Below are 20,961 nucleotides of genomic sequence, written 5' to 3' on the forward strand. Positions count from 1 at the left end.
ACGTTTGTGTAGAAGATGATTACTTTAAATAATCTGAATCTGTTAAATATTTATTAAGATTTTGATAGAAACGTAATCTTTGGGGGGATATGACTAATTTCGCCTTTCTAAATACCAATAAAACAAATTTAAAGGAATAAATAATGATCAAATGTTTTTTATGGTTTGTGCCCTGCTTCTTCGTGTTGGCCGGGTTCGCGCAGAAAGCCAATTATAAGGAAGCCGAACGTTTTATGCGTGGCAACGCGGAGAAACTCGTGGGGTCCACGAAAGTAAGTCCTCACTTTTTGAAAGAAAGTGATAAGTTTTGGTATAGTTATAAAACGGGCGATGGTACCCGTTATTATTTCGTCGACCCGAAGGCCAAAGTACATCGGGAATTATTCGATCGCGAGTTCATGACAGCCGAGATCAGCAAGTACACCCACGGACCGGTGAATTACAAGGAATTACCCGTGCATGCATTGACTTTCAAGGAAGACGAGAAAACATTGAAGTTTGAGGTGGATACATTCCGTTTCGAGTATAATATTTATACGAATCGTCTGGTGAAAATCGATTCTGCCCGGAAGAAACCGAGTAAAACTCCCAGGAAATCGAACGGGCTGGTAGGGACGTATTCTCCGGATAGTACTTATATCGTTTACGCGAAAAGTCATAACCTCTACATGCTTTCCGTGAAAGATTCCGTGGAAACCCAGATCACGACGGATGGAGCGTTAAAATACTCTTATACTTATGATGATACGGATACAACGAGCCAACGGGTATCTGCCCGGGTGACTTGGTTCGAGAATTCGGAACGTTTTTACGTGCGCCGCTCGGACCGGAGGAAAATCAAAACACTTTATGTCGTTAATAATCTGAGTTCTCGTCCGACGTTGAACGAGTACGAATACGTGATGGCCGGAGATCAGGAGGTGCAACACGAGGAGTTGTTCCTGGTGGACACGGCCGATAAGAAATTGATCAAAGTGCCGGTTGAGAAATGGCCGGACCAGACATTGAGGTTGTTTACTCCCGGGAAAAAGGTCAACAGTCTTTATTTCTTGCGTAAAAAGAGAACTTGTGACGAGATCGATTTTTGTAAGGTAGATTTGAAAACGGGGGATGTAAAGGTGTTGATTAACGAGGTCAGCAAACCTTATTTCAATAATGATTTCTTCCATCTTTCTTTGTTGAACGAAGGGGAAGATATTATTTGGTGGTCGGAGAGAACGGGACACGGACATTTCTATCATTACGATGGCGAAGGGAATCTGAAGAATGCAATTACCTCGGGGGACTGGACAGCCGGAAAGATGATAAAAATAGACACCGTGGGACGCACCATTTATTTCGGGGCTTACGGGCAAAAGAAGGGGGCATGTCCCTACTATGCCCGGGTGAACAAAGCCCGGATCGACGGGAATGGTCAGGTGGAGATGCTGACTCCCGAACAGGCCACTCATGAGGCTTATTTCTCGAAGTCGGGACGTTATTTCGTGGATAATTATTCCCGGGCAGATTTGGAGCCACGGAGCGTGTTGCGGGACAACAAGGGGAAGGTGATCATGGAACTGGCATCACCCGATCTGACCCGGCTTTACGAGACGGGGTGGAAGATGCCGGAGCCTTTCACGGTGAAGGCTGCCGACGGGCACACGGATTTGTACGGCTTTATGTGGAAACCTTTTGATTTCGATTCAAGCCGGCATTATCCGATTATTTCATATGTTTACCCCGGACCGCAAACCGAGGCAATCCCGTTGGAGTTTTCCGTGACGGCAGCTTATAATGTCGGGCTGGCACAAGTCGGTTTCGTGGTGGTTACTTTCGGGCACCGGGGAGGAAGTCCGATGCGGGATAAATGGTATCACACGTTCGGGTATAATAATTTGCGGGATTACCCGTTGGCAGATGATAAATGTGGTATCGAACAGTTGGCTGATCGTTTTTCTTTTATCGATAAATCCAAGGTGGGTATTTTCGGGCATTCCGGTGGCGGCTTCATGTCTACCGCGGCTTTGTGTACTTATCCCGATTTCTACACGGCGGCTGTTTCGTCGGCGGGAAATCATGACAATAATATTTATAACCAGTGGTGGGGAGAGACTCATCACGGGGTTCAGGAGATTAAATCTTTCGAGAAGAAAACCGTGAAAGATTCCGTTACGGGTAAAGATACCACGATTTCCGTGGAGAAGATAAAGTTTGAAACGAGAATCCCGACAAATATTGAACTGGCAAAGAATTTGAAAGGGTATTTGATGCTGGTTACGGGTGATGTGGATAATAACGTGCATCCGGCGAATACCTTGCGCATGGCTGATGCTTTGTTGAAAGCGGGAAAGAATTTTGACTTGGTGATTTTACCGGGGCAATCTCACGGGTTTATGGGCATACAACAGGCTTTCTATCAACGGAAGATGTGGTTTCATTTCGCGAAACATTTGCTGGGGGATTATTCGTCCGATCAATTCCGGGAGATTGATGCTTATATGCGGTTGTGAGATGTTAACTCCTGCATGCAAGAAGGTATATTCACCATTCGTAATCCAATGGATAAGGGATTAACTTCCAAAACAAGCGCCAATTCATTTCGCCACGGAGACGTATCAGGGACGTTCACGAACGTCTTTGATACGTCTTTGATTCGAAAATGATACGTCTTTAATCCCTAAGAACATCGAATATGCCACGGAAGATAAACGTGTATTACCCGGGAAAAGTTTACTTTATATTTCGTTGTAAACTGGTATATAAGTACCTAAAAAATATTATTTTTGTCAGCGTGTGTAAAAGTGTAAGTAATAAATTAATAGTATGAGTGTGACAACAAAAAAGAAAGAGAAAGTAAAGTTTAGTAAAGCGTTTTGGGTTGCCAACACGGTAGAATTGTTAGAGCGTGCCGCTTATTATGGGGTATTTGTCGTGATCACGTTATATTTGAGTAACGTTTTGGGATTCACGGATATTCAAGCGGCCACTATCGCGGGAGTTTTTTCCGCTTGTTTGTATTTATTGCCGACATTTTCGGGTGCGCTTGCCGACAAGATCGGTTTTCGTAAGTCGATGTTATTGGCGTTTTCCTTGTTGTCGTTAGGTTATCTGGGATTGGGATTATTCCCGAATTTTCTGGCCTCGACGGGATTGGTTGAGTATGGTTACGTGACGAAGTTCACGGGATTGCAGGAAAGTGGTTATCGTTACGGGATTATCCCGATCATGATTCTGATTATCGTGGGGGGATCATTTATTAAGAGTGTGATCTCCGGTACGGTGGCCAAAGAGACGGACGAGAAAAGTCGGGCGAGGGGATTTGCTATTTTTTACGGGATGGTGAATATCGGTGCTTTCTCCGGGAAAGTGCTTGTAACCCCGTTGCGTGATGCCATGGGACACGAGGGAATGATCGTGTTGAATTATTTCTCCGCGGGAATGACTTTCCTTGCGCTGATCGCGATTTATTTGTTTTACAAGAGTGATAAACACGCCGGGGAAGGAAAAACTTTCGGGCAGATATGGACGGCGTTGGTGAAAGTTTGTACCAACGGACGGCTGATTGTTTTGATCTTGATTATTACCGGATTTTGGATGGTGCAACATCAATTGTATGCCACGATGCCGAAATACGTGACTCGTTTGGCGGGAGAGTCCAGTGCCATTGGTTGGTACGCTAACGTGAATCCGTTGGTGGTTGTGTTGACCGTGAATTTGATAACTTCGCTGATGCGTAAAAAGTCCGCCTTGTTCTCTATGACCTGCGGTATGTTCATTATGCCGATTTCGGCTTTGTGTATGGCCTCCGGGAATATGTTGGGCGGAGGTGAAATTCTTGGATTGCATCCGGTAGCCTTCATGATGATCGTGGGTATCGTGTTCCAGGGATTGGCTGAAGTGTTTATCTCTCCTCGTTTCTTGGAATATTTCTCTTTACAAGCGCCGAAGGGAGAAGAGGGAATGTATTTGGGTTTTAGTCATCTACACTCCTTCCTGTCATCCATTTTCGGGTTTGGTTTGTCCGGATTCTTGTTGAGTAAATATTGTCCGGCTCGCGAGTTATTTAGTAACGAGGCCGATTGGATGGCTGCTTCAGCACACGCGCATTATATTTGGTATTACTTTGCGGCAATCGCTTTGGTATCAGCCGTGGCTTTGATTATTTACGGGAAAGTGGTACGTCGGTTGGATGCGAAGAAGGCGTAAATATTATTAAACCTCTTGTTATTCTTAAAAGTTATTGCGTAATTTGTGTAACATAAAAAAGTGCTACACAAATTACGCAATAATTATCTTGTTCGTAATGAGGAATATTCAAGGATTAATGCTCTTGTCGTAGCTTTCGGTTTTGTAAAAAATTTCAAATTCTTTGTTAGTTTTGTGGGAACGATAAAAAAATATGAGGACGATTATAGATTTATTTGAAAGAAGTTGCGAAAAGTTTCCGAATAACCCGTATTTATGGGAAAAGAAAAAGGGGAGGTTTGCGGCTACATCATATATAGAGGTAAAGCGAGAGGTTTTGAACTTCGCGAGTGCATTATGTCAACTGGGGATGAACAGGGGTGATCGGGTTGCATTGTTAAGTGAAGGATGTAATGATTGGGTATATTCAGAGTTAGGAATGCTATATGCCGGAGGCGTGAACGTGCCGCTATCTATTAAGTTGACGGATAACGAGATCGTTTTTCGGGTGGAACATTCTCAAGCTCGTTTTTTGATCGTGTCTGCAAACTTTTTGAGTCGTGTTCGAGGAATTGAAGGGCGCATGGGAGGGGTGGAAAAGATTATCGTACTACATTCAGATATAAATGAAGGGAAATACGTGTCATTTGAGCAGTTGCAACGAGAAGGGGAAAGTTGGCGGGGAGAACATGAGAAGTTGTTAAATGCTCGAATTCATGCCGTGACGGAGGATGACCTGGTAAACATTTCTTATACTTCGGGGACGACGGCAGAGCCCAAAGGGATCATGTTGTCCCACCGGAATTACGTGACGAACGTATTGCAATCAGATTCCTTGATACAAATCCCGGCATATTACCGGATATTGTTGTTTTTGCCATGGGATCATAGTTTTGCCCACACGGTGGGGCTTTACTCCTTCATGTATAACGGGGCCTCGTTGGCTTCTGTCGATTACGGGCAATCGGGAATGGAGTATTTGCGTAATATCCCGGTGAATTTACAGGAGGTGAAACCTCATATATTATTGAGCGTTCCAGCCTTGGCGAAGAATTTCCGAAAGAATATAGAGGCGGGAATCAAAGCGAAAGGACGCTTTACGGATAAATTTTATCAATTGGGATTGAAGATGGCTTATTCGTATAATGGTTTCGGGGATGATCGTGGAAGGGGATGGAAGGTGTTACTGAAGCCTTTGGTGAAGTTATGGGATACCCTCTTGTTCTCGAAACTTCGGAAACAGGTGTTTGGCGGGAATCTTCGTTTCTTCGTGGGCGGAGGTGCTTTGCTGGATATTGAATTGCAGCGATATTACGCGGCTCTAGGCATTCCGATGTTTCAGGGATATGGATTATCGGAGGCTTCTCCCGTAATCAGTTCTAACACGCCCGCTCGTTATCGTTTCGGCTCTTCGGGGATATTGGTAAAACCGATGGATTTGAAAGTTTGTGACGAGGAGGGGCGGGAATTACCTCAAGGACAAAAAGGAGAGTTGTGGATAAGAGGAGGAAACGTGATGGCCGGTTACTGGCGAAACGAGAAAAGTACGGCCGAGACGATCGTGGACGGTTGGCTGCATACCGGTGATTTGGGATATCTGCATCCTGATGGCTGGTTGTACGTGTTGGGACGTTTCAAGTCCTTGTTGATCGCGAATGACGGGGAGAAATACAGCCCGGAAGGGATCGAGGAAACTATTGCCGAACAATCGAAATATATAGATTCCTGTATATTGTATAATAATCAATCCCCGTACACGGTCGGGTTGATTGTCCCGAATAAGATGGCCTTGCGGGAGTATATGGAGAAACAGAATATTGAACCGGACTCCATGGATGCTTACCGGGTAATGTTGAAAAAGATCCAGGGTGAGCTGATGGCCTACCGGGTAGGAGGGAAACACGCTCATTTATTTCCAGAAAGGTGGTTGCCTGCAGTCGTGGCCGTGTTGCCGGAGGTGTTGAGTGAACAGAACGGCATGATAAATTCGACCATGAAAGTGGTAAGAGCTAAAGTTTATGACCGATTTAAAGAAGAAATCGATTATCTTTACACCCCGGAAGGGAAAGAGATTACGAATAAACGTAATATTCAGAATTTAAAGCAATTAATGTCCTAAATTGGAAGTCTGGAAGTGTCGTCATTTTCAATTTTCAATTTTCAATTTTCAATTATTATGAAGCGTCGATCTACAAAGCAGGTTAAGGTTGGAGAAATATATATTGGGTCGGAGTACCCGGTCTTGGTACAATCCATGTTAAATACCGATACGATGAACACGGAGGCTTGCGTGGAACAAGCTATACGGATTATCGAGGCGGGAGGAAAGTTGGTGAGGATTACGGCTCCCGGGGTGAAGGAAGCCAAGAATCTGGAAAACATTCACGCGGAGTTACGTCGGAGAGGTTACACGACCCCGCTTTCTGCGGATATTCATTTTAACCCGGAGGCGGCGATTGAGGCTGCCAAACATGTGGAGAAGGTGCGTATCAATCCGGGAAATTTCGTGGATAAACGGGCTACTTTTAAGACTCTGACTTACACGGACGAGGAATATGCCGCGGAGTTAGAGCGTTTGCGTGAAAAGTTCACGGCATTTCTGGACGTGTGCCGAGAATACGGGACGGCGGTACGGATAGGTACAAATCATGGTTCCTTGTCTGACCGGATTATGAGTCGTTACGGGAATACACCTGCCGGGATGGTGGAGGCAACCATGGAATACCTGCGGGTGTGCCGGGATGAGAAATTTGATGATGTCGTGATTTCCTTGAAATCGAGTGATTGTCGGGTGATGGTTGAGGCGGTACGTTTGCTTGTGAAAGAAATGGAGAAAGAGGGAATGAATTACCCGTTGCACCTGGGTGTGACGGAAGCCGGGGAAGGAGAGGACGGAAGAGTCCGGTCGGCCGTGGGTATCGGTACGTTATTGAACGAGGGATTAGGCGATACGATCCGGGTGTCCTTGACGGAAGAGCCGGAACAGGAGATTCCCGTGGCAAATCTTTTAAATGAGATCTGTTGTTTGCAGGATGTGAAGGCTGAACCGAGGCACTTGGAAGGGCATTGTTCTCATCCCGTGATTGTTGCGGATATATCTAAGGTGGAATGTCTTGACGAGGCAGTAATGGCCGGGTTGGATTTTCACGTGGCGACGGAGAATGATCCCGTGTATGGTGATATGCTGCAAGGAGGAATGCGGGCTCCGGAGATGATCTATACTGAAGCCTTGGGACCGGAGTTGACGAAATTACCGGATTCGGTGACCGTGGTGGTTCCTTTTGATAGCTTGGATATTGCCCACGTGTATAACCGTAAGGCGGTTGCCTTGATGGATGCCAAAGATTTCGTTCGTCTATCGAAAACCGTGGAGGGAGACTGTATTCTCGTGGAGATACATGATGGAGAAATGATAGATGCTGATCTTGCTAGAAAGTTGGAACAGGAGAAAAATGCGATCGTGGTGTTGAATCCTGATGTTCCCTCCTGTACCTTGTTCCGTTTGTACTTGGGAGAGTTGGAACGTTTGGGGATAATGAATCGGGTAATTGTACGAGCCGTGCTGAATGAACCGGATGTCAACAGGTTGAGTTTGTGGATGGCTGCTCATTTGGGAGGTTTATTTCTTGACAGGTTGGTTTATGGTTTGTGGTTGTCATGTCCCGACATCCCGGATAGGTTCTACGGGGTACATTTGAGCCAGGATATATTGCAATCGGCAGGAGTGCGTCGATATAAAACGGAATTTATCAGTTGTCCCGGATGTGGGCGGACATTATATAATTTGCAGGAGTCCGTGGCGAGAGTGAAGAAGACGTTTGCTCATCTAAGCCGTTTGAAGATTGCCGTGATGGGTTGTATCGTGAACGGACCCGGTGAAATGGGGGATGCGGATTATGGTTACGTGGGTGCCGGAAACGGGAAAGTGAATCTGTTCCGGGGGAAAGAAATGGTACGTGTGGCTGTACCGGAGGAAGAAGCCATTGAGGCGTTGAAACAATTAATAAAAGAGAACGGAGATTGGAATGAATAATACAAGAGATACCGCACCTTTAGTTTTAGGTACAGAGAAGATCGGGAAATTATTGATGCGATACGCTATCCCGGCAATTATTGCCATGACGGCATCTTCACTTTACAACATGGTGGATAGTATATTTATCGGCCATGGAGTAGGACCATTGGCCATTGCGGGGTTGGCGATTACATTCCCGTTTATGAATCTGGCGGCGGCTTTCGGGTCATTGGTGGGAGTGGGTGCCTCGACGTTGGTGGCGATCAAACTGGGACAAAAAGATAAGGATGGAGCTGTTCACGTTTTGGGGAACGTGGTCATGTTGAACGGGATCATCGGGTTGATATTTATGACCGTGGCATTACTGTTTCTTGATCCGATACTGCTCTTTTTCGGGGCGAGCCCGGATACATTACCTTATGCAAGGGAATATATGCAGGTGATTTTGGCGGGGAATCTTATCACGCACATATACATGGGATTGAACGAAGTACTGAGAGCTTCGGGGTATCCGCAAAAAGCCATGGCGGCAACGTTGACGGCTGTCATCGTGAACTGCGGATTGGATGCCTTGTTTATCATGGGATTTGGTTGGGGAATCCGGGGAGCGGCGTTGGCAACCATTGCGGCACAGATTATCGCTTTGGGATTTGAGTTACACCACTTTTCCAGAGAAAAGAGTTTTCTGCATTTCCAGAAAGGAATATTCGGACTGAAACGTCAAATCGTGACGGGAATGCTGGCTATCGGGTTATCACCGTTTTTGATGAATTTGTGCGCCTGTTTTGTCGTGATCTTGATTAATAAGAGTTTGAAAACGTATGGAGGCGATTTGGCTATCGGGGCGTACGGTATTGTGAACCGGATCATCTTTTTGTTTATCATGATTGTGATGGGCTTTAACCAGGGTATGCAACCCATCGCGGGGTATAATTTCGGAGCCCGGCTGTTTGATCGTTTGATTCAGGTATTGAAATATACCATTTTTTGCGGGGTGACGGTTACTACTATCGGTTTCCTGGCGGGGCAGATCTTTCCCCGGTCATTGATTTATCTTTTCACATCGGATGAAACATTAACAGATATAGCGGTGGAAGGTTTGCGAATCGTGTTGATCTTCTTCCCGGTTGTCGGTTTCCAGATGGTAACGTCCAGTTTCTTCCAATCCATCGGGATGGCGAAGAAGGCAATCTTTTTATCGTTGACTCGGCAATTGCTATTCCTGATCCCATCGTTATTGATATTCCCTTCCATTTGGGGTACGATTGGGGTTTGGATGAGTATGCCGGTTGCGGATGCCATCGCAACGGTCGTGGCCGCCTGTATGTTGAGATGGCAACTGAAACATCTGAAAGTGTGAAGAAATTTATATCGTAGCGGGCTACAGGTTCGAAAAAAATCGATAGCTTTGTAGGAGAATAGGTTTAAAAGATCAAAATATGGATAATAAATTTGTGATTACAATAGGTCGCCAGTTTGGAAGTTGTGGTAAAGAAATCGGACATGAATTGGCAAAACGTTTCGGGATTGCATTCTATGACAAGGAATTGATTGCTCTCGCTTCGAAAGAAAGCGGTTTGTGTCAGGAGTTTTTCGAGAAAGCAGATGAAAAGAATTCCGGAAATTTGTTACAGGCTTTTGCTGCCGGATTTACCTTCGGACCTTTCCAGTACAATGATTTTCTTTCTAATGATAAGCTTTTTCAGATCCAGTCGGACGTGATTCGTAAGGTGGCAGGCGAACATTCCTGCGTGATCGTGGGGCGTTGTGCCGATTACATCTTGCGTGACAATAAACGTTGCATCAATGTATTTGTTCATGCGGGTATGGAAGAACGTGTGAAGACCGTGATGAATCGTCAGCATATATCGGAGCAGGAAGCTCGGGAGTTGATTCGTAAGATGGATAAAACCCGTCCGAATTATTATAATTTCTACTCGGACAAAGAGTGGGGCGTGGCATCATCTTACCACTTGTCTGTGGATTCGGGTCTATTGGGAGTACACAAAACGGTGGATTTCATCCAGAAGTTCGTGGAAGAAGCATTGAAAGACAAGTGATTTACGATTTATGATTTATGATTGAAAAAGGTCAATCATAAATCATAAATTCTTAGAAGAGTTCCGGTACTTTTTTTGCATTACCAAAACCGGTAATTTGATCTGTGGGCATACAAGTTAAATCAGTCTCTATATTTACCTTAATATTCGTTTCTTCTGTAATCATTGCGGTGATCTTTGCAGAGGCATAGAGCGGTGAATGTAAAAAAATGATCATATTTTAAAAAAAGTCGCATTTGCCTCACCCCTTATGCCTCATTTTTGTGCTTTAAGGGGAAAAATGGCACTAATGATTGGATAATGGTTGTAGAAAAAATTCAAATAGAAACCTCAGAAATAGATTTGAAAGATGCTCAAATTTTCAAGGCTATTTTTAATATGTTCTATCCCCGGGCTTACGCGTTCACGCTAAAGTTACTCCGGGATGAGGTGGTTAGTGCGGATATTACACAAGAAGCTTTCCTTTATATGTGGGAAAAAGCGTATCGTTTCCCGGATTTAATATCGTTTAAATCTTATTTGTATAGTTGTTTGAAGAATAAAACGTTGAACTATATCCGGGATCATCGGGTGGAACGAAACATGAAAGAGTTGGAAGATGTTTTCGTGGATGACGTTTCGATCGATCATTTGGTTATTGAGCATGAGCTAAAAGCCAGAATACTGGAAGAGATCAATAAGTTGTCGGATGTGAAGCGGGAGATTATGCTGTTGCGCATGAAAGGATATAGCTATGACGAGATATCGGAGGAATTATCTTTGAGTATTAATACGATAAAGACACATAAAAAACAGGCATATAAAGATTTAAAGATCCATTTGTCGGATTATAAACAATGCCTTTTGGTATTGGTATCGTTGTTTGTAGCATGTTTTTGTAATTGATAAAAAGTATATTCATGAAAAGAATGCGAAAGGATATAGAAATTAGTGATTTGATTTACAAATTTCTTCGAGGCGAAACCTCAAAAAGCGAGGATGAGTTATTGGAGGCGTGGTGTTTGGAGCCGAGGAACCGGAAATTATTCATGGAACTTCGGGATGCGAATCATCTTTACGAGGGGGTAACGGATATGTGTAATGTGGATACAAGTATACCTTTTGAAAACGTGAATGCCCAAATTCGGAAAAAGAAACGTGTACATTTGATGAAGTATGTTGCGGGTGTCGCAGCCGTATTGATGGTAGGCATGGTATTTGTTTTTTTTATGGAAGAGGAGAAAAATGAGCCGGTAAGACAAGTGCTACTTTCTTCTGTTTCAAAAGGAAAAACGGAGTCTTTTGCAACGTTAGTGACAACATCGGGAAAGGTGGTTTACTTGGAGGATTCAGTAAAGCAAGAGTCTTTAAAGGAGAGAAATAAAGAAACATTGAAACCGATCGAAAATGAATCAGACCCGCAAGTTATTCCGACACAGGAAGTAGAGTATAACGTGTTGACAACTTCGAAACAGGGAAATATAAAAATTGTATTGTATGATGGCAGTCTTGTGTGGTTGAATGCCGGAAGTGAATTGCGTTACCCGAATACATTTGTGGAAAATCAGCGGGTGGTGTACTTGAAAGGAGAAGCTTATTTTGATGTGACAAAGGATCGTTCTCATCCTTTTATCGTGAAAACGATCTCTTCGGAAATCAGTGTGTTAGGAACAAGTTTTAACGTGAATGCCCGAGAAAACTCATGTGTTACAACCTTGGTGGAAGGGCGTGTGCGAATGAAACACGGGATAAAGGATAGTGTGGAGTTGCGTGCGGGACAACAGGCTTGGGTTGCTGGAACGGAGAAAATCCGAGTTCAGGAGGTTGATACAAGATATTATACAAGTTGGATGAACAATATGTTCGCCTTTCGGGAAACCTCCTTACGGGAGATTGCTACGGTGTTAGAAGACTGGTACGAGTGTAAATGTCGTTTTGAGAGTGCCGCATTGGAAAATATTCCATATACGACGATGGTGGAAAGGTATCCTGATGTGGATAGTGTGCTACAGATATTGGCGGGAACAGGTGATTTCCGGTACACGAGAATTGGTGATATAATCATTATAAAAGAAAAATAGGCAAAGAGCCTTCACTCCCTTTACCTATTTCTTACTCATTAATTGTAATAATTAAAAGCAAATTTATGAAGAAAAAACCGATTTGTTACACTTTCAGAGAGTGTATTTTTAGAAATGCCGGGTTTTTTAAGCGATTCCTGGGTTTGTTATCTTTGCTTGTTATTGGCAATATCGGAATTGTCATGGCACAAGAGGTTCCAAAATTTACCGTAAATTTTAAAAATGCCTCGTTGGTAGAGGTTTTTGATTATTTCGGGGGAAAAAGTGATTACAAGTTCACGTACAACAGCGAAAGCGTGAAAGGGGAAAGTAAAAAGATTTCTGAAACTTTTAAAAACGCCACTTTGCAACAGATTCTTACGAAGTGTTTGGAGGATACCCGTTTCAGTTTTGAGATTGTGGGAAAGAATGTGGTGATTTCTTTGAAAAAACAACCCGATGTGAAGTTGATAGAGATTTCCGGTAAAGTCGTGGATGAAAACGGAAATTCTGTTCCGGGAGCCACGGTGCTTATCCAAGGAACCTCTCAGGGGGTTGTTACCAATATTGAGGGACAATATCGGATTAACGTGCGGCCTACCGATATTTTGCGGGTGTCTTTTATTGGTTATAAGACAGAGATCGTAGAATTGAAAGGACGAACAAAAGTCAATGTACGATTGACCCCGGATCAGCAAAAATTGGATGAGGTACAGGTCGTTGCATTCGGTACGCAGAAAAAGGAGAGCGTTGTTTCGGCTATAACCACGATTCGTCCGATGGACTTGAAATCATCCAGTAGTGACTTGACCACAAGTTTGACCGGAAAAATTGCCGGTATTATTGGTTGGCAAACGGGAGGTGCTCCTGGTGCGTTGACAGAAGAAGAGATGAATACAAAGTTTTACATCCGAGGTATCAGTTCTTCTAATGGAGCGTCCGAACCGTTGATTTTGATCGACGGGGTAGAATCTTCCCGTTTGGACTTGGCTCGTATGGTTCCAGAGGATATTGAAAGTTTCTCCGTGTTGAAGGATGCTTCCGCTACGGCGATGTATGGAGCCCGGGGGGCGAATGGAGTTATTTTGGTGACCACAAAAAAAGGTGAGGCGGGAAGCGTGTACACCTCTGTGCGTTACGAAGCGGTGGCTTCTATGCCAACGAAAGAGATCGAGGTGGTAGATCCGAAAACTTATATGCGCATGTATAATGAAGCCTTGTTGACGCGTAATCCGAATGCTACTCCTGCTTATTCCTTGACAAAAATTGAGCGCACCGGTGACCCGAGGTATCCCTCCTACGTGTACCCTGCGAATGACTGGTATGATATTTTGTTTAAAGATTACTCTGTAAACCACCGCGTGGGAGTGAATGTTCGCGGAGGTTCGGAATTGATGCAATATTATGCATCCGTGAATTACACGAATGATCAAGGTATGTTGAAAACGGACAGGTTAAACCAGTTTGATGTTAATATTAAGAATTCCACTCTTTCCTCGCGTATTAATTTGAATGTGGATCTGAATAGTGCTATTCGTTTATTAGTCAACACGTCTTTTTCTATAGATAAATACCATGGCCCTTTGGCAGAAACATCGGAAGCTTATGCCTTGGCTTTTAATGCATCTCCGGTAGATTTCGCACCGACTTATCCGGGAGATAAGCAATATGGTTGGCCTCATTTGCGTTTTGGAAATATTCCCGGGGGACCTGATTCCGGAGTAAAAAATCCTTATGCAAGCTTGCAGGCCGGCTATAAAGAAAGAGGGCGTTATTCCGTGACAACTCGTGCCGAGTATATTCATAATTTATCTTCTTTGGTGAAAGGTTTGGAACTTCGAGCTTCCGTGTCGCTTTCGAAAACGGGATATGATATGAATGCTTTTTCGACCCAGCCTTTCTATTATTGGTTAAACACGGAAAATGGTGGTTATGATTTTGAAACGGGTGAACATACGTTGACTTTGGTGAAAAGCGGCCGTCGAACATTACAGCAACCCATGTCGGGAGGAACGGCAGCTTCATCCACGACACAATGGGTATATGAAGGACGATTGCTTCATACGGCAGCTTGGGGGGGAGCGGATGCAACTCTCCATCAGACTTCATTGACAGCAGTATTTCAAGCTCAACAAGCTAATTCTGCTCCGAGTAGAGAGTTGTTTAACAGTTTTGAACAACGTAACTTAAGTTTCTCCATGCGGGGTAGTTATGGATTCTTGGATCGCTATTTTGTAGAAGCTAGTTTTGGTTACAACGGTTCGGAACGTTTCACGAAAAATAATCGTATGGGATTCTTTCCTGCCGTGGGTGGAGCTTGGTTAATCTCCAAAGAGAATTTTATGCAGAACATTTCTAGCCGGATCTCTTTCTTGAAATTGAGAGCATCATGGGGAAAGGTTGGTAACGACGGTATCATTAAAGATCCTCGTTTTGTATATATGCCGGAGATTGTAACGACAGGTTTTAAATCATTCGTGTATCCTGATGCAGGAATTGATGATCCTTTCCATCGTAAGGAGGTGAAAAATTATGGGGACCCGGACGTGAAATGGGAAGTTTCGGAACAAATTAACCTTGGTTTGGAAACCCGTTTGTTTAAAGACATTTTGGAGATCAACGCTGATTTTTATCAAGAGATTCGTCACAATATTATTGAAAGTCGTACCGTGCTCCCCGCCAATATGGGGGTTGAAGTGGCTCCATTGGATAACATGGGTAAAGTTCGCTCCCGGGGAGTTGATTTGTCGGCTAAGGTTCAACATGCTTTTTCCAAAGATTTTTGGGTAATCTTTAATGGAACGTTTACTTACAGCAAGGCTATTTATAAGGAATTGGAGGAAGCTTTTGATAAACCTCGTTGGCAATGGAAAACAGGTCATGAACTTTCACAAGAGGTGGGTTATATAGCCGAAGGTCTTTTCCGCGATCAGGCCGAAATAGATAATTCTCCTCAGGCCAAAACAACGTCTATGCCCGGAGATATTCGCTATCGTGATGTGAATGGAGATGGAGTGATCGATATCGAGGATGCCGTGCATATTGGTTTCCCGACAACACCGCGTTTCGTGTACGGGTTCAGTGGTTTTATCAACTACAAAAATTGGGAATTTAATTTTGCATTCCAAGGATCAGGTCAACGCGGTTTCTTTACTCGACCGGACGCTTTGTCTCCATTTGTTGGTAATCATGCTATGTTGAAAGCTATTTATGATAGCCACTGGACTGAAAATACTACAGATAACCATCCTTTCTGGCCGCGTCTTTCTACTCAGAGTATTACGGTTAATAACCCTCAAGAGGATTGGTATAATCAAAACAATACAGAGGTTCGTAAGTCTACCTATTTCATGCAAGAATGTACTTTTTTACGGTGTACGTCACTGGAATTGGCTTACAATTTGCCACGTACCCTATGCCAGAAATTGCGAATGCAAAACGTGAAATTCTTTACACGAGCTAATAATCCTTTTATGATTACTAATTTCAAATTATGGGACGTAGAATTAGGCGAATACGGGTTTAACTATCCGATACAGAAAACCTACGCAATAGGAATAAATGTCAGTTTCTAATTTAAAATCAATATAAAATGAAACGTTTATTATTCTTTTTTATAATATCATTCTTTCTGCTCTCCGCTTGTGATAATTGGCTGGATGTTGTGCCGGAAGAAGACTTAACGACGATTGATACAGATTTTGAAACTCGGGATGAAGCTGAAACATGGCTTCGGAGTTGTTATGTGTTTTTGCAGGAACCATTTGGTTTTTCAACAAATATTGCTTTTACGGGAGCTGACGAGGTCGTGGGCGATGATTATGCACGTAATTTGGGATATATTGACGGACTTGCCATTGGTGCCGGCTTACAAAATGTGTTGAATCCTTATGGAGATATTTGGTTGAGAAAAGGTAGTTATGAAGGGACTCCGGCAAGGTCCGATTTTTATACGGCTATCGCGACATGTAATATATTTATTGATAAAATAGACCAAGTGTATAACATGGAAGAGATAGAGAAACGTGAATGGAAAGCTGAGGTTAAAGCAGTGAAAGCGTATTACTATTTTGAGTTGGTTCGTCATTACGGTCCCATCATTTTAGTACCTGAAAATATAGATCGGAATGTTCCGGTTGAAGAGATGAAGGTGCCGCGGAGTCACGTGGATACTTGTTTTAAGGCGATTGTACGTTTGTGTGATGAAGCGGCTGAAGTGCTTCCTATATTCAATGATAAAAGTACAGAACGTCGTTGCTATTTCAACAAAGAGGCTGCATTGGCTCTTAAAGCCAGAGCGTTGGCTTATCAAGCATCCCCACTTTTTAATGGAAATCCTGATTATACGAATTTTGTAAATAAAAATGGAGAACCACTCTTTAGTACTACAGTGGACAAGGAAAAATGGCGGCTTGCCGCTGAGGCTGCTGAGGTTGTTATAGAACTTTGTAAAGAAAGTGGGAAAAAATTAGTGGATAATCAGACGGCAGTTACACCCCTACAAACTCACATGGCTAATATAGAGGCTTCTGTGCAAACATTCAATTACACTAGCGATGAGGCTTTGTTGATGATAAAAACTGCTCCGTATGATTATGACATGTCATGGCAATATTATATACCTAGCGTGAAAAATGATCCGAACAAGAACTTGCCTGGAACCTGTTTAAGCCCGAGCATGAAGATGGTCGAAATGTTCTACACGGAGAACGGTTTACCTATCAGCCAGGATCCGGCTTGGATCGGGAGTGGTAATCCTTACAATCTGGGAGAGGAAACCGATCCGAAATATACTGATGTGGTGATGTTGGGGAAGACAATCCCGAATTTACATCGTCGTCGTGAACCTCGTTTTTATGCGAGTATCGCGAGCGATCGTACCTATTGGCGATTGGGACGTACCACATCTAGTCTTCAAGAAGTGGTCGCCTATCAAGGAGAAAACTTCGGATTACAAGCTAAAAGAATTACTTCAACGATACCTCAGAATTTGACCGGATATTGGGTGAAGAAGTGGAGTTGTTCCAAAGTGGAGCTTTACACGTATTCGAGTGGTTTAAAAGGTATGGGTACAGCTCCTTATCCGGTGATTCGTTTGGCAGAGATGTATTTGATCGCTGCAGAAGCTTGGAATGAGTATGGCGGCAATAATGCAAAAGTATATAAAAACCTCAATGTAATACGTAAGCGGGCTGGAATTCCTGATGTGGAGGTATCTTGGAAAAATGCGAAAGACAAAAGTAAGGTTACTGAACAAAATGGATTACGGGAGATCATTCAACAGGAATGGAATGTTGAATTTGCCTTCGAAGGTATGCGCTTTTGGAATTTACGTCGTTGGAAAACCGCTAATATCGAGTTGAATGAAAAATTGTATGGATGGAATGTGGCCGGTAATCGGGCAGAAACTTTTTATAATAATGGTAAAGGACCTGTAATTGTTTATTCAGGTAATACTTTCGTGGCTCCGCGTGATTATTTCTGGCCAATTCGGAGTGAAGAAGCAATAACCTCCGGTTGCGTGCAAAATCCGGGATGGTAAAAACAAATGACAGTTAATAATTAAATAATATGATTTATGAAATACAGCATATTTTTATGGATATTCCTGCTAGGTTGTTTGTCGGCTTGTAAAGACGATGACAATGAGGGATTCGACGTGCCTGTCGAATTCACGGCTCTTAGTTTCGATGCGGTGCCGGGTGGAGCTGTAATGCGATATAAATTGCCTGATAATGAGGATATTTTCGGCGTGCGCGTACGTTACACGGATGCTTTTGGAGAACAGCTATATAAGGACGGTTCGTATCTTAGTGATACACTATTGTTAAGTGGATTCACGGAAGCGCGTGCAGATGTTCCGGTACAGATTTCTTTCTTTAATAGTAACTTGAAGGAGTCGGGAATGATAGAAAAGACATTTAGTACGAAAGCTGCTGCAACCGTGGCCCTTTTCGATAATTTGACGGTAAATCCTTTTTGGGGAGGTTTCAACGTTACCTACTTTTCTCCGGAAATTGTGAGTGGTATGATCCATGTGTTTTACGTGGGGACCAATCCTTTAACACATGAACAGGATTCTATATTGATGGGAAGTTATCCTATCTCAGAGGGGGGAGATACGCTTAATTTTGAGATGCAACAGTCGATGGACCTCGTTGACGTGGTGGTGCGGACGGATGATTATGCGGGGCATCGTGTGAAGCTGCAAGTGTATGAGAAGATTCCGCGTTTAAGGATGACAACCTTGTCTTCTACCGATTTTGATTTTGATTTTACGGGAAATATTTTAGAAGACGAGACGTATGAATTTGGCAAAAAATATCTTTTTGACGGTAAAAAGAAAGGGGATGATCGTCGTAAAAATATCATGAATGGAGAGCGATACAAATACTCAACTTTTGTGGCCGGACCTCAGGCTTTTAATGAACGCTTTATTGTGGATTTACGTTCACCTCAAATTCCGGCAGCTATAAATCTTTATGCGTTTTTAAAATTTAACGGTTATTATCCTTATCGAGTTTCAGCACATCCTTTCCCGAGTGAAGTGTGGAGTGGTTATTATACATCGAGGTTGCCTAGTAAGGTAAATGTTTATGGAACAAATGACCCTAATCCTCGAAATGTTGATTTGTCCTCTTGTGCAATTTTGTGTAAATTTAAGGACACACCTACTTTCGAAACAGGTTTCCGTGAATCTTGGTGTGCCTATTCGGATTGTGCGTATGGGCGTGGAGATGTGGAATACCAAGATGTTACGGATGATGTGTTTAATGCTGCAGATCCGATTGTCCTGAATTTGTTATGTAATTATACGGGTACGGCTTACCGTTATTTGATTTTTGTAGTAGAGGATACATACGATAGTTTGCGTTGGAGTGGACAGGAAGAAAATCCCTTGGAGTATGTTACGTTTGATGAATTGGAAGTATGTGTAAAAGCAGAGTAAACGAAGAATCAATAAAATTATGGAAAGAAAATTATATTATATTGCATGGTTGTTTGCGGCGCTTTTTGTGATAGGCTGTGAGGACCTCGAAGATACATATGATGAATACGCTGGTGATGGCATGATCCGTTACGTTGGAAAATGTTCAAACGTAGAGGTGCAGCCGGGATGGGAACGGTTACGGGTAAGTTGGAAAAATAATCTTGATGCAACTATTAAAAGAGTGAAAATCTCTTGGCAATCGGAAGAGGACAGCGAACCGTTCGTGCGTTATATTGATCGGCAGGCAAACGAAAATAATGCCGGTTTGATGGACACGATTTATATTGAAAATCTGAAAGACGTTGTTTACACGGTAAGAGTTAGTAGTCTTTCTGCCGATAGTACGGAGTCGTTAGTGGAAGAAAAGTACGGTCGCCCTTACTCTGAAAGTCACGAGGATTTACGATCCTTTACTCGTGGAATTATAAATTTTTATAAATTAGGAGATAAGTTGGCTGTTTGCCTGGATGAAAGCAATGAAAATTTGAAGGAACTTATCCTAACTTATCGAGATACGAGAGGGAATGTGCAAGAATGGGATATAAAAGATCACATGGACGATTCGCTTGGCATGAGAAGTTGGACGGGAATTGTTCCGATTTGTCGTGATTATATGTTCTTGTTGCCGGAGGAAGAAGGCGTGGGCATTGACTTTAGTCAAGCGCTCACGATAAAACGACGGGGATTACTTGCCGGTTGTATAGACGAAATCAAGTTTACAGATGAGGTCTTGGATTTGAATGAAAGAGTATGGTCAACGGCATTCTCTCAATTGATGCTAAAAAATTACGGAACGAATTGGGAAAATGAAGTTGATCGGATCGAGACGCTTGAGTTAGACTATAACATGCCCGTGTTTCAGGATTTGATGTATTTCCCGAATCTTAAAAAGGTCATCCTTGGTAAAAATCGTTATATGGCAGGAACGTACGCGACCTCTCATGCGAGTACTACGGATGAATATGTGGGGTTAACTACATTACAATTTTTGATGGATACTCGAGAGGGATTTACGGTAGAGCGCTATAATAAACATTATTTCGGGATGGATAACATGTTTTATATGGATTATATTGCATTTTATCAAATGTTGGGAAAATTGAAGCGTAATTTTTCTTTAACCGAAATGGGAGCATCGAATCTGGATAACGCTCCTTCTGTTACCCCGCTTAACACGGAGGGATGGGTAGTAACTTGTTCCGATACGGTTTACAATGGGTACAAGGCAAAGGGAGCGGCATGGTTGCTTGATGATGATGCCAACACGTATTTCGAACCGGGCCAAACGTTAGGAGCTTCGGTAATCGAGGTTACTTTCGATATGAAGAGTGAACAAGTCGTGCATGGTTTTAAAGTCATGCAATATACGCGTAACGACGAAGGAGACCAGGATTATTTGTTGTCGTCTATAAAGATAGAATTCTCTAATGATGGTTATATATGGAAATTGGCTACCAATGAGGATGGGGCGATTACGATAGGTAATGCTCCCGGTGAGGTAACTTATATTAATATTCCTGAAAGCAAACAGGAGGCAGTACGTTATGTGCGCTTGTCAATGGGTAACCAGCAGGTAGGTACGGTCAGCAATTCTGCGTTGTGCAATTTGCGTCTAGGTAGTTGCATGCCTTATTAGTTGGTGAATTAAGTTTATAGAACCCGACGGGTTCTATAAACTTAAATTTTTAC

The 20,961-nt window shown here is 43.0% G+C and carries 12 protein-coding genes; all 12 read left to right on the forward strand.

The features are described 5' to 3' along the window. Window positions 1-143 precede the first annotated feature (143 nt). The 12 genes from D8S85_RS17100 to D8S85_RS17155 all read left to right on the forward strand — a co-directional run bounded on the left by D8S85_RS17100 (window position 144) and on the right by D8S85_RS17155 (window position 20,908). Window positions 144-2,492 carry a S9 family peptidase gene (locus D8S85_RS17100; RefSeq protein WP_106481514.1) on the forward strand — a complete coding sequence of 783 codons (2,349 nt, stop codon included), beginning with the start codon at window positions 144-146 and terminating at the stop codon, window positions 2,490-2,492. A 319-nt stretch (window positions 2,493-2,811) separates the two neighbouring features. Then, window positions 2,812-4,188: an MFS transporter gene (locus D8S85_RS17105; protein ID WP_106625149.1), complete on the forward strand. Its 1,377-nt coding sequence runs from the start codon at window positions 2,812-2,814 to the stop codon at window positions 4,186-4,188. Window positions 4,189-4,381: 193 nt separating this feature from the next. Next, window positions 4,382-6,286: an AMP-dependent synthetase/ligase gene (locus tag D8S85_RS17110; RefSeq protein WP_106481515.1), complete on the forward strand. Its 1,905-nt coding sequence runs from the start codon at window positions 4,382-4,384 to the stop codon at window positions 6,284-6,286. Between the two features lie 57 nt (window positions 6,287-6,343). Next, window positions 6,344-8,200 carry a (E)-4-hydroxy-3-methylbut-2-enyl-diphosphate synthase gene (ispG, locus tag D8S85_RS17115; protein ID WP_106481516.1) on the forward strand — a complete coding sequence of 619 codons (1,857 nt, stop codon included), beginning with the start codon at window positions 6,344-6,346 and terminating at the stop codon, window positions 8,198-8,200. Further along, complete coding sequence (locus D8S85_RS17120; RefSeq protein WP_106481517.1) at window positions 8,193-9,542, forward strand: MATE family efflux transporter; 1,350 nt, start codon at window positions 8,193-8,195, stop codon at window positions 9,540-9,542. The genes ispG and D8S85_RS17120 overlap by 8 nt, the downstream gene beginning before the upstream one ends. Window positions 9,543-9,621: 79 nt before the next feature. After that, the gene (locus D8S85_RS17125) at window positions 9,622-10,242 is read left to right on the forward strand and encodes a cytidylate kinase-like family protein (RefSeq protein WP_106481518.1); all 621 of its coding nucleotides are present in this window, start codon (window positions 9,622-9,624) and stop codon (window positions 10,240-10,242) included. Window positions 10,243-10,542: 300 nt separating this feature from the next. Next, the gene (locus D8S85_RS17130) at window positions 10,543-11,127 is read left to right on the forward strand and encodes an RNA polymerase sigma factor (RefSeq protein ID WP_106481519.1); all 585 of its coding nucleotides are present in this window, start codon (window positions 10,543-10,545) and stop codon (window positions 11,125-11,127) included. A 14-nt stretch (window positions 11,128-11,141) separates the two neighbouring features. Continuing rightward, complete coding sequence (locus D8S85_RS17135; RefSeq protein WP_106481520.1) at window positions 11,142-12,302, forward strand: FecR family protein; 1,161 nt, start codon at window positions 11,142-11,144, stop codon at window positions 12,300-12,302. 65 nt (window positions 12,303-12,367) lie between these two features. Next, window positions 12,368-15,856, forward strand: a complete 3,489-nt coding sequence (locus tag D8S85_RS17140; RefSeq protein WP_106481521.1) for a TonB-dependent receptor — start codon at window positions 12,368-12,370, stop codon at window positions 15,854-15,856. A gap of 17 nt (window positions 15,857-15,873) precedes the next feature. Further along, on the forward strand, window positions 15,874-17,823 hold the full coding sequence (locus D8S85_RS17145; protein ID WP_106481522.1) for a RagB/SusD family nutrient uptake outer membrane protein: 1,950 nt from the start codon (window positions 15,874-15,876) through the stop codon (window positions 17,821-17,823). 36 nt (window positions 17,824-17,859) lie between these two features. Beyond that, on the forward strand, window positions 17,860-19,230 hold the full coding sequence (locus D8S85_RS17150) for a DUF4959 domain-containing protein (RefSeq protein ID WP_106481523.1): 1,371 nt from the start codon (window positions 17,860-17,862) through the stop codon (window positions 19,228-19,230). Window positions 19,231-19,249: 19 nt separating this feature from the next. Continuing rightward, the gene (locus tag D8S85_RS17155; RefSeq protein ID WP_106481524.1) at window positions 19,250-20,908 is read left to right on the forward strand and encodes a DUF4998 domain-containing protein; all 1,659 of its coding nucleotides are present in this window, start codon (window positions 19,250-19,252) and stop codon (window positions 20,906-20,908) included. Window positions 20,909-20,961 lie beyond the last annotated feature (53 nt).

The organism is Butyricimonas faecalis (genome assembly GCF_003991565.1).
Classification (GTDB): Bacteria; Bacteroidota; Bacteroidia; order Bacteroidales; family Marinifilaceae; genus Butyricimonas; species Butyricimonas faecalis.